The organism is Campylobacter sp. IFREMER_LSEM_CL2101 (genome assembly GCF_025771825.1).
GTDB lineage: Bacteria > Campylobacterota > Campylobacteria > Campylobacterales > Campylobacteraceae > Campylobacter_D > Campylobacter_D lari_C.
In genome coordinates this window covers 1-13,889 of record NZ_JAKMQZ010000010.1, presented here as the reverse complement: position 1 = coordinate 13,889, position 13,889 = coordinate 1, and the positions used below count along the sequence as shown (strand labels likewise).

The following is a 13,889-nucleotide window of genomic DNA, read 5'->3' as shown; positions in this document are numbered from 1 at the left end:
AACTCAATATTCTTCTTCTATCAAATCACATAAGCAGTGTATGATTAAAATATGCATTTCTTGAATTCTAGCTGTATCATCACTTGGAATGACTATATTATGCTCACATAATGCATTCATCGCTCCACCACCTTTTCCGCTAAGCCCTATACATTTGGTACCAATTTCTTTGGCCTTTTCAAAAGCTTTGATCACATTTGGACTTTTTCCACTAGTAGAAATTCCAATCAATACATCTTTATTGCTAGCTAAAGCTTCAACTTGTCTTGAAAAAACAAATTCAAAACCATAGTCATTTCCTATAGCACTTAAAGCAGAAGTATCAGTGCTTAGGGCAATAGCAGCTAAAGCCTTTCTTTCTTTTTTATACCTTCCGCTAAGTTCAGCTGCAAAATGTTGGCTATCTGCGGCGCTTCCACCATTTCCACAAATTAAAATTTTCCCTCCATTTTTTAAACATACTTTTAACTCTTGAGCAACCATAGCAATTTGCTCTTTTAAACTCAAACTTTGTTCTAAAGTTTTTTGATGTTGAATAAATTCCTTTTCAATTTTATTTATCATTTGCAATCCTATTAATTATATTGGTAGTACTAAATCCATCTTCAAAGTCAATCAATTCTACTTTTTTTACTAAATTTGAACCCACTACTTCTTTATCTTTATAATCAGCTCCTTTAACTAACACATCGGGTTTTAAAAACTCTATTAATTCATAAGGAGTATCCTCATCAAAAATCACTACATAATCTACAAAATACATGCTTGCAAGCATACATGCACGTTGGAACTCTAAATTTATAGGTCTTGAGTTTCCTTTTAGTCTTTTTACGCTTTCATCTGAATTTAAACCTACAACTAAAATATCTCCTAATTTTTTAGCTTTTTCAAGATATTTTATATGACCATAATGCATAATATCAAAACATCCGTTGGTAAAAACTACTTTTTGATTTTGTATTAATTTTACAAGCTCTTCTTTACTTTTAATTTTATCTTCAAAAGAAGCTTTTTTTAGATTTTTTATCTCTTCTAAACTTACACTCACACTTCCCACTTTTGCTACCACAACAGCCGCTGCATCATTTGCTAACTCACATGCTTTTATAATATCAACTTTTAAAGCCAAAGTATAAGCAAGCATAGCTATAACACTATCTCCAGCTCCTGTTACATCATAAACCTCCAAGGCTTTTGCAGGAATAATATGTAATTTTTCATCAAAAAGTGCTATTCCTTCTTCAGATAAAGTTATAATAGAATAAGTTAGATTTAAATCATCTTTTAATTTTTTCAAAGCTTTTTCTAAATTATCAATTTTTTCTACACCCAAAGCTTGAATAGCTTCTTTTTTATTTGGAGTTAGCAAGGTTGCATTTTGATATTTGCTAAAATCACTTCCTTTTGGATCAATCAAAATAGGTAAATTTAAAGTATTTGCATGCTCTATCAAAGCCTTTGTAACTTTTGAAGTTAAAACTCCTTTGGCATAATCACTCAAAACAATTGCATCATAATCTTTTGCGATTTTTTTATATTCTTTGATAATTTCATCCTCTAATTTAGTATCAAAATCATTCTCATCATCAAGTCTTAAAACTTGCTGAGAATGCGATAAAACTCTGCTCTTAAGAGGGGTTTTTCTATCTTTTTCTACTAATAATTTTGCATTTAAATTCTCTTTTAAAAACCTCCCGCTCTCATCATCACCCACAAGTCCTAGAGCAAAAACCTCAGCACCAAGACTTTTTAAATTTGCATACACATTACCAGCTCCGCCTAGTCTTTTATCTTCTTTTTGTGATTTCATCACCATTACAGGAGCTTCTGGAGAAATTCTAGTACAATCACACCATATATAATGATCCACCATAAAATCCCCAACAACTAAAATTTTTGGCTTTTTAGAACTTAAAAAATCAAGCATTTACTTCCTTTTCATAAAGCCTTTTAATCTCATCTAAATAATCTTTTATTCCCTCTTCAAGACTAAATTTAGCTTTATATGAAAAACTCTCATCTAATTTTGCTTGAGTATGAAATTGATAAGCGTTTTTATAAGGATTAGGAATATACTCACAAGGATAATTAGTGTTTAATTCTTTTTGTAAAATATCAACTATATCTTGAAAAGTTCTTGCCTTACCTGTAGCTACATTATAAATTCCACTTTTTGCTTCTAAAGCTTGCAAATTTGCACTCACAACATCTTTAATATATACAAAATCACGATAAATTTGATCACTTCCTTCAAACAAACGCGGGCTTTTACCCGCTAAAATTTGATGTCCAAATTGCAAAATCATAGAAGCAGTACTATTTTTAAAAAATTCTCCCTTGCCATATACATTAAAATATCTAAGCCCAACTATATGCATTTTATCAAAGTATTTTTTTGCTAATTTATCCATCATTAATTTTGAAAACGCATAAGGATTTTTAGGGGCTTCACTTAAATTTACAGTTTGTGGGCTTGGCGCATCTCCATAAACTGAAGCTGAGCTTGCATAGATTAATTTTGCATTAAGCTCTAAGGCAAGTTCTATAAAATCTTTAAAAGTGTTTAAATTAGTCTTTAAAACTTTGTTTTGATCATAAACAGTTGTATCTGAAATTGCAGCCTTATGAAAGATCACATCGGGTTTAAAATCTTTTATAACTTTTAAAGTTTTTTCATCATTAATATCACCCACATAAAGCTCACCTTCAAAATCTAAAATATTTTTAAAATGACCAAAGCTTTCTAAATTTCCATTTTCAAAAGTAGTGCTTGAGCGCATTTTATCTACAATCAAAACCTCATGTTTATCCTGAAGTTCTAAAGCAAGAGCAGAGCCTATAAAACCTGCTCCACCCGTTATCACAATTTTCATTTCCTATCCTTTAAATAATACAAAAGTTCTTTTAAATTTTTAAAGACCTTATAGTTTTCATCATCATTATAATTTTCATTAATCAAAAATAGATTTTTTATACCAGCATTAATTCCAGCTTGCATATCACTTAAATTATCCCCTATAAAAAAAGATTGTGAAAAATCTATATTAAATTCTTTTTGTGCTTTTAAAAGCATGCCAGGTTTTGGCTTACGACATTCACAATTTTCTAAATGTGGGCAGTGATAAATTTTTTCTATTTTAATGCCTTTTTTCAAAAACTCACCTAGCATATACGAGCTTAAAATTTCAAAATCTTTTTCACTATAATAAGCCCTTGCAATACCTGATTGATTAGTAGCTACAAAAATTAAAAAATTTTGCTTTTGAAAAAATTCACAAAGTTCAAAAATACCATCACAAAATTCAAAATCACTAATCTTATGAACGTATTTTTTATCTATATTAATAATCCCATCTCTATCTAAAAATAACGCCTTTGTTTTCATAAAAAAATTATAATGAATTTTTTTTAAGATTTTATAATTTATCAAGTAAAAAAGTTTTTTAAGCGACTTTAAATAAAAAAAGCTTATAATTAAATACATTTTATTTTCAATTTATATAGGAGTGATACAATGAAAAAGCTACTTGTTTTATCAGCTTTAGCATGTCTTGGTGTTTCAGCTTTTGCTGCAGATGGTGCTACACTTTATAAAAAATGTGCAGTATGTCATGGTGCTAAAGCAGATAAAGTTTACCTTAACAAAGTTCCTGCTTTAAATACTTTAACTGCAGCTGAAAGATTACAATACATGAAAGACTATGCAGCAGGTAAAAGAAATGCTTATGGTCAAGGAGCGATCATGAAAATTAACCTTAAAGGTTTAACAGAAGCAGATTTTAAAGCTATTGAAGATTATATTGAAAGCTTAAAAAAATAATTTAACAGCCTTTATGGCTGTTTTTTGTTCTTTTCCAAAGCTTCTTTTTTTCTTTTTTCTAAAATCACCGCATCGTTTAACGCATCTTCACTATCATTTAAAGTAGTAAATTTATAATCATCATCAAATTGTTTATTCTTTATACCCCAAAGCAAAGCGCAAATTGCTAAAAACAAAGCAACCAAAGAAACACCTATCATCATCATTAAAACACCATTCATTTTTTAATCCTTAAAGCATTTAAAATTACTATTATACTACTAAAAGACATTGATAAAGCCGCAATTAAAGGATTAATCAAACCAAAAAAAGCCAAAGGCATACTCAAAGCATTATAAAATAAAGAAAAAGCCAAATTTTGTTTAATAATTTGATAAGTTTTTTTAGCTATTTGTATGGCTTTTTGTAAGCTTTTTAGGTCATTTTTTAACAATATAATATCACTATTTTCCATAGCAAGTTCAGAACCTTCTTTTAAAGAAACCCCAACACCTGCATAAGAAAGTGCTAAAGCATCATTTACTCCATCTCCTACCATTAAAACCTTACCTGTTTGATTTAAATTAGCTATTATTTGCATTTTATCTTCTGGCATACATGCGGCTTTGAAATTATTTATTTTTAATTTTTCAGCCACCTTACTCACAGCAGATAAATTATCACCACTTAACATATAAATTTGCATTTTACATTCTTTCATAAATCCAATCAACTCTTCAGAGCTTTCTCTTATACTATCTTCTAATTCAAAAACTGCTAATACAGTTTTATTTTTAGCAAATATAAAATGCGTAGTTTGAAATTCTTGTACTTGCATATGATTTTCTTTGAAAAATTTCTCATTTCCTCCCAAAAATTCATCTTTACCCAAAAAGGCTTTATAACCTCTTGCTTGAAAATTTTGAATTTTTTCAAATTCTATTCTGTTATCGATTTTTTCATCTAAAAATTTCAAAATGCTTTTAGCCACTGGATGATTAGTTAGGTATAAGAAATTTAATAACTCATTTTTATCTAACCTCTCATCTAAAAAGCTTTTTTTAACTTCTAAACTAGCCTTTGTTAAAACCCCTGTTTTATCAAACACAGCCACATTGCACTTACTCAAATCCTCCACAACACCTGCTTCTTTAAATAAAATTTTTTCTTTCAAACCAGCACTAATTGCTACTAAAGAACTCACCGGAGTAGCCAAAGCTAAAGCACATGGGCAAGCTATAATTAACACAGAAACCATGCGTATCATAGCTTCTTCAAAACCCAAATTTAATACAAAAAAAGTAAAAGCAAAGCAAAGTAAAGCACAAGTTAAAATAATAGGTGAAAAATACTTACTTACTTGCTGTACCATTTTTTCTATTTTGGCTTTTTTAGTACTTGAGTTTTCGAGTAAATTAATAATCCTAGCTAATTTAGAATCCTTATAAAGTACATTTACCTTATATAAAGCATTCCCACTTAAAACTAAAGAAGCAGAATAAATCATATCATCTTTTTGTACATCAAGCGGTAAGCTCTCTCCACTTAAACTAGACATATCCAAACTAATATTACCACTAATGCACACTCCATCTATTAAAACCCTATCGCCTTCTTTTAACTCTATAATATCTCCTATTTGCACTTCTTCTACATCGATATTTTCTATTTTATCATTTTTTAAAACCCTTACTTCACTACTTAAAAACGATCGTAAATGATCAAGCGTATCAAGAGCTTTTTTCTTGCTTAAAAGCTCTAAGTACTTTCCTATAAAAATAAAACAAATAATCATCGCTACAGAATCAAAATACACTTGCGAAGCTCTTGAAAACATCGCCCATACTGAATATATATAAGCTAAACTTGCTCCACTAATTACCAAAGTATCCATATTAACGCTTTTAAATTTCAAAGCATAATAGGCATTTTTATAAAAGATCGAGCCTGTGTAAAAAAGCACAGGAGTGCAAAGTAAAAATTCAGCAAAATGTAAAATATCCTTAGTATCAGCTTCCATGCCACTAAAAAACCCAGCATACTTAGCTACAGATATCCACATGATATTCATCACGCAAGCTATGGCAACTATTAATTTTGCATAAAAATCTCTTTTGGTTTGAGTTGCTCTTTGCTCATTTTTTGTAGGCAAATACACACTAGCTTTATAGCCAATACTTTCTATGCTTTGGATAATTTTTGCTAAATTTATGCTTTTTTCATCAAAAACAATTCTAGCTTTATGGGTAATAGAATTAATATCAACTTCTATCACCCCTTCACTTTTAATGAGAATTTTTTCATTAAGCCAAACACAGGCGGCACAATGAATTTCTTCTATAAGTAAAAAAATCTCACTAAAACCTTCTTTGGTTTTTTGTATGTATTTTTCATAATCTTTGACATTATGTTCTATTATGGCAGGAGTTAGGGTTTGGTTGCCAAGTTTTTCATAAAATTCTTCCAAATTATTTTCTTGCAAAATCTCATAAACACTCTCACAACCCTTACAGCAAAAATAATTTCCATTTTTTTCTATCATTTGATCTTGTCTAAAACTTAATTGACAGTGTTTGCATTTCATATTATACTTTCTTTGATAATTTTTACAATATTTTATCATTTTTTTAAAATCACTATTTTAAAAATTATTTACAAAGCTATATTATAATTTTAAAAATTTGACAAAGAAGCATTTTTTTGAATAAAATCTCTTATTCATTATTAAATACTACATTTTCTACATTTTAGAGGATATATGGAAAATACAAAAGAAAAAAAACAACATCAAAGAACACACATTCCGGTGGAAGGTTATAAGATAGAAGACTTAAAGTTGCTTGATCTAGAAAGCTTAGTTAAAATTGCCAATGAAGCAGAAATAGAAAACCCAAGAGAATTTAGAAGACAAGATCTTATTTTTGAAATTCTAAAAGCACAAACCAAAAAAGGTGGCTTTATACTCTTTACAGGGATTTTAGAAATTTCACCTGAAGGCTATGGCTTTTTGCGTGGAATGGATTCAAATTTAAGCGATAGCGTAAATGATGCTTATGTATCAAACTCACAAATTCGCAAATTTGCTCTGCGCGTTGGGGATATAGTTACTGGTCAAGTTAGAGAACCAAAAGACCAAGAAAAATACTATGCTTTATTAAAAATTGAAGCAATTAATTATCTTCCATTAAAAGAAGCTAGAGAAAGACCTTTATTTGACAATCTTACTCCAATTTTTCCAACTGAAAAAATCAAATTAGAATACGATCCTTTAAAACTAACAGGTAGAATGCTTGATTTATTTGCCCCTATAGGAAAAGGTCAAAGAAGCTTAATTGTAGCACCTCCAAGAACCGGTAAAACTGAGCTAATGAAAGAATTAGCCACTGCTATTGCTAAAAATCACCCAGAGGCTCATTTGATTGTGCTTTTGGTAGATGAGCGCCCTGAAGAAGTTACAGATATGCAAAGATGTGTCAAAGGCGAAGTTTTTAGCTCAACTTTTGACTTACCCGCTTATAATCATGTTAGGGTAGCTGAACTTGTTATAGAAAAAGCAAAAAGGATGGTAGAAACAGGCAAAGATGTCATTATATTACTTGATTCTATTACAAGATTAGCAAGAGCTTATAATACTGCTACGCCAAGTAGTGGTAAGGTTTTAAGCGGTGGAGTTGATGCAAATGCCTTACATAAACCAAAACGCTTTTTTGGTGCAGCTAGAAATATAGAGCATGGTGGCTCATTAACCATTATAGCAACTGCTTTAATAGAAACAGGATCAAGAATGGATGAAGTAATTTTTGAAGAATTTAAAGGAACAGGAAATAGTGAAATCGTTCTTGATAGAAATATTTCAGACAGAAGAATTTACCCTGCAATTAACATCATAAAATCAGGCACTAGAAAAGAAGAATTACTCCAAGGTGTTGAAAAACTTCAAAAAATTTGGGCAATTAGATCAGCTATTTCACAAATGGATGACATAGAGGCTTTAAAATTCTTATACTCTAAAATGCTAAAAACTAAAAGCAATGAAGAGTTATTATCTATCATGAATGAGTAGTAATGCTTCAAGCTCTTGCTGTTAAATACAGACCAAAAAATTTCAACGAGCTTGTAGGGCAAAATACTGTTTCTACAAGCTTAAAATATGCTCTTGAAAATAACCGTTTAGCACACGCTTATTTATTTTCAGGATTACGCGGAAGCGGAAAGACTTCAAGTGCAAGAATTTTTTCAAGAGCTCTAGTATGCGAAAAAGGACCAAGTGCCAACCCTTGTGGAGAATGCTCTCAATGTTTATCTTCACTTAATGGCTCTAATATAGACATTATAGAAATGGATGCTGCAAGCCATAGAAGCTTAGAAGATATACAAGAGCTTATCGAGCAAGTCAAATACGCTCCATCTTTAGCTAGATTTAAAATTTTTATTATCGATGAAGTGCATATGCTCACTCCACAAGCAGCAAATGCCTTGCTTAAGACCTTAGAAGAGCCACCAAGTTATGTAAAATTTATACTAGCAACAACCGATCCTTTAAAACTTCCTGCCACAGTTCTTTCAAGAACACAGCATTTTAGATTTAAGCAAATTTCTACCCATGATATCTTAAATCATCTTGAATGGATTTTGGAAAAAGAAAATATTAGTTATGAAAAAGAAGCTTTAAAACTCATTGCAAGAAGCGGAAATGGTTCTTTAAGAGATACCCTAACCTTACTAGATCAAGCCATAGTATATTGTCAAAATGATATACAAACACAAAAAATCACCGCTATGCTAGGCTTTTTAGATCCAGCTAAAATTGAAGAATTTTATCAAGCCATTTTAGCCAATGATAAAGATAAAGTTCTTGAGTTTTTAAAAGAATTTGAAGATTATGAGGCAAGTAATGTCATTGATGAGATGATATTTTTTTTAAAAGAAGCATTTTTTACCAAAAATAATCTTTTTTCTATGTTAATTTATGAAAGATTTTTTAGAATTCTTTCACGCGCTAAGACTATGTTAAATTCTAGTGATGATGATAGTTTTGTGCTTTGCGTTATGGCTTTCATGCTTATAGAAGCAACTTATCTAAAAAGCATTGATGAGGCTATTAAAGATTCAAAGCAAGATAACACGCTAAGTCTAAAACAACAAGAAACTCCTTCTATTCAACAAACCCCTAAAGAAGAAAAACTTAGTCCTTATGAAAATCTCTTAAAAGCAATATATAAAAGAGATTATGACTTAGCTGAAGTTTTTAAAAAAACCACTCAATTTATTTCTTTTGAAGATGACATTTTAAGCATTAGCTCACATGCTAAAGATGATGATAGAATGGTTTTAAATAACGGTTTTAAATTAATCAAAACATTACTTCATGAGCTTTTTGGAGAAAAAGCACAAATTAAAATCCAAAAAATAGAAACCATAGATACTCAAAAACTACAAGATATATTCAAAACTCCTATAAAACAAGAAGTAAAAAACACACCAAATTTAAATGAGCATTTTGAAAATTTTAAAAAAGACGCTAAAAAATACGATCCTAAAGACGAAACCAAAGAGGCTCTTAATAAGCTCTTTGGTTCTCCGACAATACAAAATTAGAAACTACCATTGATTGAAATATAAATTCTTCTTCCCTCTTCTATACGGTTATAAGTATTTACCCAAGTATCTTCATCATCTTTGTTTTTATAAGAATCCCAATCGTTTGTAAAACTTTTATCAAAAAGATTATAAATTGCTGCATTGATGTTCCAATTTTTATTGATATCATAACGCACACCCATAGAAGCTAAAAAGACATCTTGATAATATTCTCTATTAATATTTGTATTGCCCATATAACGATCTATTTGCCACTCACCTTTTACCCATGGAGTGAATTTATTAAAGATATTATAACTTGCTTTTAACATGATATTGTGTTTTAAACTATCCACTTCTGGCTTTCCTATCACAGCTTTATTTTGTGCATCTTTTACTTCACTATCAAGATAAGTGTAAGCTAAATCTAGATTTAAATGTTCTATAGGGGTAATCCCTGCTCCAAGCTCTATGCCTTTGTATTCAACCTTGCCATGATTAATCGCTTGATAACAACTATCAGCTTCACATTTTCCAATACCAGAAATCATACTGCCATTGCTAAATTTTTGACTAGAAATTTTATCTTTGAAATTTGTTAAAAAGCCGGTTGCTGAAATATAAAATAAGTCATTATTATAAACAGCGGCTAATTCATAATTAAGCGATGTTTCTTCTTTTAAATTTGGATTTCCATAAACAGGAATTTTTCCTTGTCCACTGTAATTATAAGTTCCTGCTATCAATCTATTAGCATATGGAGTTTTAAAGCCCGTTGAAACACCACCCTTTAAAGTAAGTTCGCTAGTAGGATTATAAACTAAATAAGCTCTTGGTGAAATATTATTTCCAAAAATTTCATGATGATTATATCTTGCGCCAAAAGTAAATCTTAAATCATCTCTTATGCTATATTCATCTTCTGCAAAAAAAGCTAATAAATATTGATCAAAATTTGTAGGATTAGCGATTTTATCTTGCATTTTTTCAAGTCTATATTCACCACCCACGCTTAAAATATGACTTTGACCTAAAGGAATAACTGATCTTGTATCTACGATAATATCTTCAGCAACTATATCTCTATTTTGTCCTAAAAATGGTTGTGTTTTTTGACCAACTACCTCACGACCATCATTACTTACACGGTTATACTGCAAGGTAGAAGTAATCGAAAAATCTTCATATACACCCTCATGACTTAAATAAGTTACCAACTTATCTACTTGCATAGTATCTGTATAACCACCTGTTAAAGCCCCGTTATCACCAGATGGCTTAGTCAGCGTTCCTAGTTGGCTTTTTTTGTTATCATAATGATTTCTTGAAAAATCAATATCAAATATCAAGGTATTATAATCATCTACTAAATAATTTAGCCTAGTTCCTAAATTAAAATTATTAGCTTTTGTAGGACTTTGTGCTTGATCACCTTGCACTCTTTGTCCACTCCCATTACTAAATTCAACATTCGACTGTTCTCTATAAAACTCTCTAAAACGTAAGGTTAATCCTAGGCGATCATTCATCAACGGGCCGCTTGAATATATACTTGTGCCATAAGTATTACCCCATTCTTTATGTGCATTAAAAATACCATCTAAACTGACCGATGTTTCCCATTTATCACTTACTTTTTTTGTGATGATATTTACAACACCACCTAAAGCTTCAGAACCATATAAAGTACTCATTGGTCCTTTTATCACTTCTATTCTTTCTATACTAGAAATTGGCGGTAAAAATGAATTTGAAATTTCATTAAAACCATTAGGCCCAACTTCCCCGCCTATCCCTTGACGGCGTCCGTCAATTAAAATTAAAGTGTATCCGGTAATACCTCTCATGGTGATATTATAAGATCCAGTTTTTCCCTTACTAGCAAATAAATCTACACCAGGAATATCAGCAATAGCTTCGGCAACATCTCTATAAGGCTTACTTTCTAAATCTTTTTTGCTAATCACATTTATAGTAGCAGGGGCTTCTTTGATATCTTGAGAAAAACCCGAAGCACTTACTATGGAACTATCTAATAAAACTTCTTGTGATAAAGCATTGCAGACCAAAAAACTAGCAACACAAAACGATAAACAATGTTTTTTCATTATTTCCTTTCACGATAAATAAAATTTTCAAAGTTGGAATATTATGATAATAATTATTAATTTAAAATAAATTTATTGTATCAATTATGATAATTGTTATTAATAAAAAATTTAATTTTTAGCAATATAATCACAAAAAATTTTAAGATGAGGGTATGATGGAATTTTTAAAAACTTATATTGACTTAATTATATTTATTGTTTTAGGGGTAATGGCATTTATTGCTATATGGTGTACTATAGAACGTATCTTGTTTTTTAGAAAAATTAAACTAAATGACTATCAATGTCAAGAAAAATTTGATGATGCAATTAGTGAAAATCTTACTATGCTTTATATTATTTATACTAATGCTCCTTATGTAGGACTTTTAGGAACTGTAGTAGGGATTATGATTACATTTTACGACATGGGTGCAAGTGGGAATATTGATGTTAAATCTATTGTTATTGGTTTATCATTAGCTTTAAAGGCTACAGCATTAGGAATTTTAGTTGCCATTCCTTCTTTGATGGCTTATAATGGATTACTTAGAAAAATATCAACCTTGAGTAATACATATCGTATCTTTAAGGATAAAAATGCTTAAATTACCAAAAAATGAAGGCTTAAACATTATTCCTTTTATAGACATAATGCTTGTTTTACTAGCTATTGTTTTAAGCATATCCACTTTTATCGCACATGGTGAAATCAAAATCAATCTACCTCAAAGTGAAAATTCAAATTCCATAAACGAAAATAAAGACAAAGTGAGTATTTTAATCAATAAAGAAAATGAATTTTATATCGATGGAAAAACAGCTTCCTTAGAAGAAATAAAAGCAAAATTTGACACTATAGATTCTAAAACATTAGTAGAGTTAAAAAGTGATAAAGAAGCAAAATTTGAAAGTTTTGTAAAAATTATTGATATTTTAAAAAATAAAAATCATGAAAATTTTCAAATTTTAACAGAGCAAAAAAGATGAAAACATTTATAAACAATCATAAAAATCAATCCTTTTTCATCACTTTATTTCTCTTTTTGCCTTTATTTTTTGTTTTTATTTACACTAAGAGTTTTTTACATATACAACATAGTACTTCAAAAGAAGAAAAATTTAATATAGCTATAAAACAATTTTTACAAGATTCACCTAAAGTAAAAACCGAACAACCTAAACAAGAAAAAATAAAAAAACTAGAACAAACAAAAGAAAAAGCTATTATGCAACCTAAAAAAACAAATACTTTAACCAATACCAAAGCAATAAATCAATTAAATGAAAAAATAAAACCTCAAAAAACTATAGCACAAGAAAAAAACACTCCAATAACTTCTCAAGAAAGCATATCTTTAGCTAATAACAATGAACTTTTAAAAGAAGTTAAACAAGCTATAGATGAAGCTTTAATCTTTCCTAGACAAGCCAAAAAAATGCGAATGAGTGGCGAAATTTTAGTAGAATTCACATGGACTAAAGATAAGAATCTATTAAACTTAAAAATATTAAAACCATCAAAATATAAATTATTAAACGATAGTGCCTTAGAAACTATACGTATAGCATCTAAGAATTTTCCACAATATGAAAAAACTTTTCATATAAGAATACCATTAATATATAAAATAAACTAAGCAAAATTGCTTAGTTTGTCTTGATTAAATTATGTCCTTTGTAGATCCCATAAATTTTATAATCTCCATTTTTAAGCATTAAAACCACAGGATATTCTTCTTCATAACCTTGCTCCATACCAGGACTTCCCTGAGGCATACCAGGAGCAGAAATACCTATAACATCTTCAGGTTTATTTTTCAAAAGCCAAGCAACTGCATCTTCAGGCACATGCCCTTCTATAGCATAACCATCAATTACGCCAGTATGGCAACTTTGATACATAGGCTGAATATTCATTTTTTCTTTTATTTTTAAAAAATCCTCGCTTTTATGTATTTGCACTTTATAGCCCTTATCTTTCATATAATCAGCCCAAAGATCACAACATCCACAAGTAGGACTTTCATAAATATTTAATAATTTCTCATTAGCCAATAAAGCTGTAAAACCAAGCGATAAAGTTAAAAATAATTTTTTCATATATCCTCCAAAAATAAAAAGATAAAATACATTATAAAAATTAATATTTTTTATAAAGCCAATAATTTTTATTTTAAAATACACCAAAATACAAAATTATACTCCTACTTCATTTAATAATACTTATTACAAATATTAACTTTACCTACAACTAAAACCCAAGTTATATACCAAATAAAAATTCAATGAATAATTTCAAACCAAATTTAGAAACTATACTAAAAACACATAAAAAACCAATTTTATTAGATTAATAAAAAATAACAACTAACAATAAGCATAAAAAACAAACTAATTTAAAAATTAAACCAATAAAC

Annotated in this window: 14 protein-coding genes; 6 read left to right on the top strand and 8 right to left on the bottom strand. The window is 29.4% G+C overall.

Going from position 1 to position 13,889, the window contains the following annotated elements; genetic code table 11:
• Window positions 1-3 precede the first annotated feature (3 nt).
• From gmhA to L8V88_RS06655, 4 genes are read right to left on the bottom strand one after another with little or no spacing between them, the layout of a single operon-like run.
• A complete protein-coding gene (gmhA, locus tag L8V88_RS06670; protein ID WP_263677887.1) occupies window positions 4-564 on the bottom strand; it encodes a D-sedoheptulose 7-phosphate isomerase in 561 nt (186 codons plus the stop codon).
• Window positions 554-1,927: a D-glycero-beta-D-manno-heptose-7-phosphate kinase gene (gene rfaE1, locus L8V88_RS06665; protein ID WP_263727315.1), complete on the bottom strand. Its 1,374-nt coding sequence runs from the start codon at window positions 1,925-1,927 to the stop codon at window positions 554-556. The genes gmhA and rfaE1 overlap by 11 nt, the downstream gene beginning before the upstream one ends.
• On the bottom strand, window positions 1,920-2,873 hold the full coding sequence (gene rfaD / locus L8V88_RS06660) for an ADP-glyceromanno-heptose 6-epimerase (protein ID WP_263727314.1): 954 nt from the start codon (window positions 2,871-2,873) through the stop codon (window positions 1,920-1,922). Before rfaD ends, rfaE1 begins: the two co-directional genes overlap by 8 nt.
• Complete coding sequence (locus tag L8V88_RS06655; protein ID WP_412175404.1) at window positions 2,870-3,484, bottom strand: D-glycero-alpha-D-manno-heptose-1,7-bisphosphate 7-phosphatase; 615 nt, start codon at window positions 3,482-3,484, stop codon at window positions 2,870-2,872. The genes rfaD and L8V88_RS06655 overlap by 4 nt, the downstream gene beginning before the upstream one ends.
• 30 nt (window positions 3,485-3,514) lie before the next feature.
• Here L8V88_RS06655 and L8V88_RS06650 point away from each other — a divergent pair, with 30 nt between their 5' ends.
• Complete coding sequence (locus L8V88_RS06650; protein ID WP_087700117.1) at window positions 3,515-3,820, top strand: c-type cytochrome; 306 nt, start codon at window positions 3,515-3,517, stop codon at window positions 3,818-3,820.
• A gap of 11 nt (window positions 3,821-3,831) precedes the next feature.
• Here L8V88_RS06650 and ccoS read toward each other — a convergent pair whose 3' ends face one another.
• Both ccoS and L8V88_RS06640 read right to left on the bottom strand, forming a co-directional pair.
• Complete coding sequence (gene ccoS / locus L8V88_RS06645) at window positions 3,832-4,041, bottom strand: cbb3-type cytochrome oxidase assembly protein CcoS (RefSeq protein WP_214099529.1); 210 nt, start codon at window positions 4,039-4,041, stop codon at window positions 3,832-3,834.
• Complete coding sequence (locus L8V88_RS06640) at window positions 4,038-6,383, bottom strand: heavy metal translocating P-type ATPase (RefSeq protein ID WP_263727312.1); 2,346 nt, start codon at window positions 6,381-6,383, stop codon at window positions 4,038-4,040. Before L8V88_RS06640 ends, ccoS begins: the two co-directional genes overlap by 4 nt.
• Before the next feature lie 174 nt (window positions 6,384-6,557).
• Between L8V88_RS06640 and rho the strand changes: the two genes are divergently transcribed.
• Window positions 6,558-7,862: a transcription termination factor Rho gene (rho, locus tag L8V88_RS06635; RefSeq protein ID WP_039617780.1), complete on the top strand. Its 1,305-nt coding sequence runs from the start codon at window positions 6,558-6,560 to the stop codon at window positions 7,860-7,862.
• 2 nt (window positions 7,863-7,864) lie between these two features.
• Window positions 7,865-9,397, top strand: coding sequence for a DNA polymerase III subunit gamma/tau (locus tag L8V88_RS06630; protein WP_263727311.1), 1,533 nt, complete (start codon window positions 7,865-7,867; stop codon window positions 9,395-9,397).
• Here the strand turns inward: L8V88_RS06630 and L8V88_RS06625 are convergent.
• Entirely contained in the window at window positions 9,394-11,487 is a 2,094-nt protein-coding gene (locus tag L8V88_RS06625) for a TonB-dependent receptor domain-containing protein (RefSeq protein WP_263727310.1), read from the bottom strand. The two genes, L8V88_RS06630 and L8V88_RS06625, sit on opposite strands and share 4 nt — an antisense overlap.
• Window positions 11,488-11,645: 158 nt before the next feature.
• On the opposite strand from L8V88_RS06625, the gene exbB reads away from it, so the two are divergent.
• Genes exbB through L8V88_RS06610 form a run of 3 tightly spaced genes read left to right on the top strand, consistent with a single transcriptional unit; the run spans window position 11,646 to window position 13,109 of the window.
• Window positions 11,646-12,077 carry a TonB-system energizer ExbB gene (gene exbB, locus L8V88_RS06620; RefSeq protein WP_263675372.1) on the top strand — a complete coding sequence of 144 codons (432 nt, stop codon included), beginning with the start codon at window positions 11,646-11,648 and terminating at the stop codon, window positions 12,075-12,077.
• Entirely contained in the window at window positions 12,070-12,459 is a 390-nt protein-coding gene (gene exbD / locus L8V88_RS06615; RefSeq protein ID WP_039628097.1) for a TonB system transport protein ExbD, read from the top strand. The genes exbB and exbD overlap by 8 nt, the downstream gene beginning before the upstream one ends.
• Complete coding sequence (locus tag L8V88_RS06610; RefSeq protein WP_263727309.1) at window positions 12,456-13,109, top strand: energy transducer TonB; 654 nt, start codon at window positions 12,456-12,458, stop codon at window positions 13,107-13,109. Before exbD ends, L8V88_RS06610 begins: the two co-directional genes overlap by 4 nt.
• Window positions 13,110-13,119: 10 nt before the next feature.
• On the opposite strand, the gene L8V88_RS06605 is transcribed toward L8V88_RS06610, so the two are convergent.
• Window positions 13,120-13,572: a DUF411 domain-containing protein gene (locus L8V88_RS06605; protein WP_263724489.1), complete on the bottom strand. Its 453-nt coding sequence runs from the start codon at window positions 13,570-13,572 to the stop codon at window positions 13,120-13,122.
• Window positions 13,573-13,889 lie beyond the last annotated feature (317 nt).

What these genes read in the sequence shown, in the direction of transcription:
- rho (WP_039617780.1), top strand. Translation starts at nt 6,558, where the DNA reads ATGGAAAATACAAAAGAAAAAAAACAACATCAAAGAACACACATTCCG.
- L8V88_RS06605 (WP_263724489.1), bottom strand. Translation starts at nt 13,572, where the DNA reads ATGAAAAAATTATTTTTAACTTTATCGCTTGGTTTTACAGCTTTATTG.
- ccoS (WP_214099529.1), bottom strand. Translation starts at nt 4,041, where the DNA reads ATGAATGGTGTTTTAATGATGATGATAGGTGTTTCTTTGGTTGCTTTG.
- L8V88_RS06610 (WP_263727309.1), top strand. Translation starts at nt 12,456, where the DNA reads ATGAAAACATTTATAAACAATCATAAAAATCAATCCTTTTTCATCACT.
- L8V88_RS06625 (WP_263727310.1), bottom strand. Translation starts at nt 11,487, where the DNA reads ATGAAAAAACATTGTTTATCGTTTTGTGTTGCTAGTTTTTTGGTCTGC.
- L8V88_RS06640 (WP_263727312.1), bottom strand. Translation starts at nt 6,383, where the DNA reads ATGAAATGCAAACACTGTCAATTAAGTTTTAGACAAGATCAAATGATA.
- rfaD (WP_263727314.1), bottom strand. Translation starts at nt 2,873, where the DNA reads ATGAAAATTGTGATAACGGGTGGAGCAGGTTTTATAGGCTCTGCTCTT.
- L8V88_RS06650 (WP_087700117.1), top strand. Translation starts at nt 3,515, where the DNA reads ATGAAAAAGCTACTTGTTTTATCAGCTTTAGCATGTCTTGGTGTTTCA.
- gmhA (WP_263677887.1), bottom strand. Translation starts at nt 564, where the DNA reads ATGATAAATAAAATTGAAAAGGAATTTATTCAACATCAAAAAACTTTA.
- L8V88_RS06630 (WP_263727311.1), top strand. Translation starts at nt 7,865, where the DNA reads ATGCTTCAAGCTCTTGCTGTTAAATACAGACCAAAAAATTTCAACGAG.
- rfaE1 (WP_263727315.1), bottom strand. Translation starts at nt 1,927, where the DNA reads ATGCTTGATTTTTTAAGTTCTAAAAAGCCAAAAATTTTAGTTGTTGGG.
- L8V88_RS06655 (WP_412175404.1), bottom strand. Translation starts at nt 3,484, where the DNA reads ATGTATTTAATTATAAGCTTTTTTTATTTAAAGTCGCTTAAAAAACTT.
- exbD (WP_039628097.1), top strand. Translation starts at nt 12,070, where the DNA reads ATGCTTAAATTACCAAAAAATGAAGGCTTAAACATTATTCCTTTTATA.
- exbB (WP_263675372.1), top strand. Translation starts at nt 11,646, where the DNA reads ATGGAATTTTTAAAAACTTATATTGACTTAATTATATTTATTGTTTTA.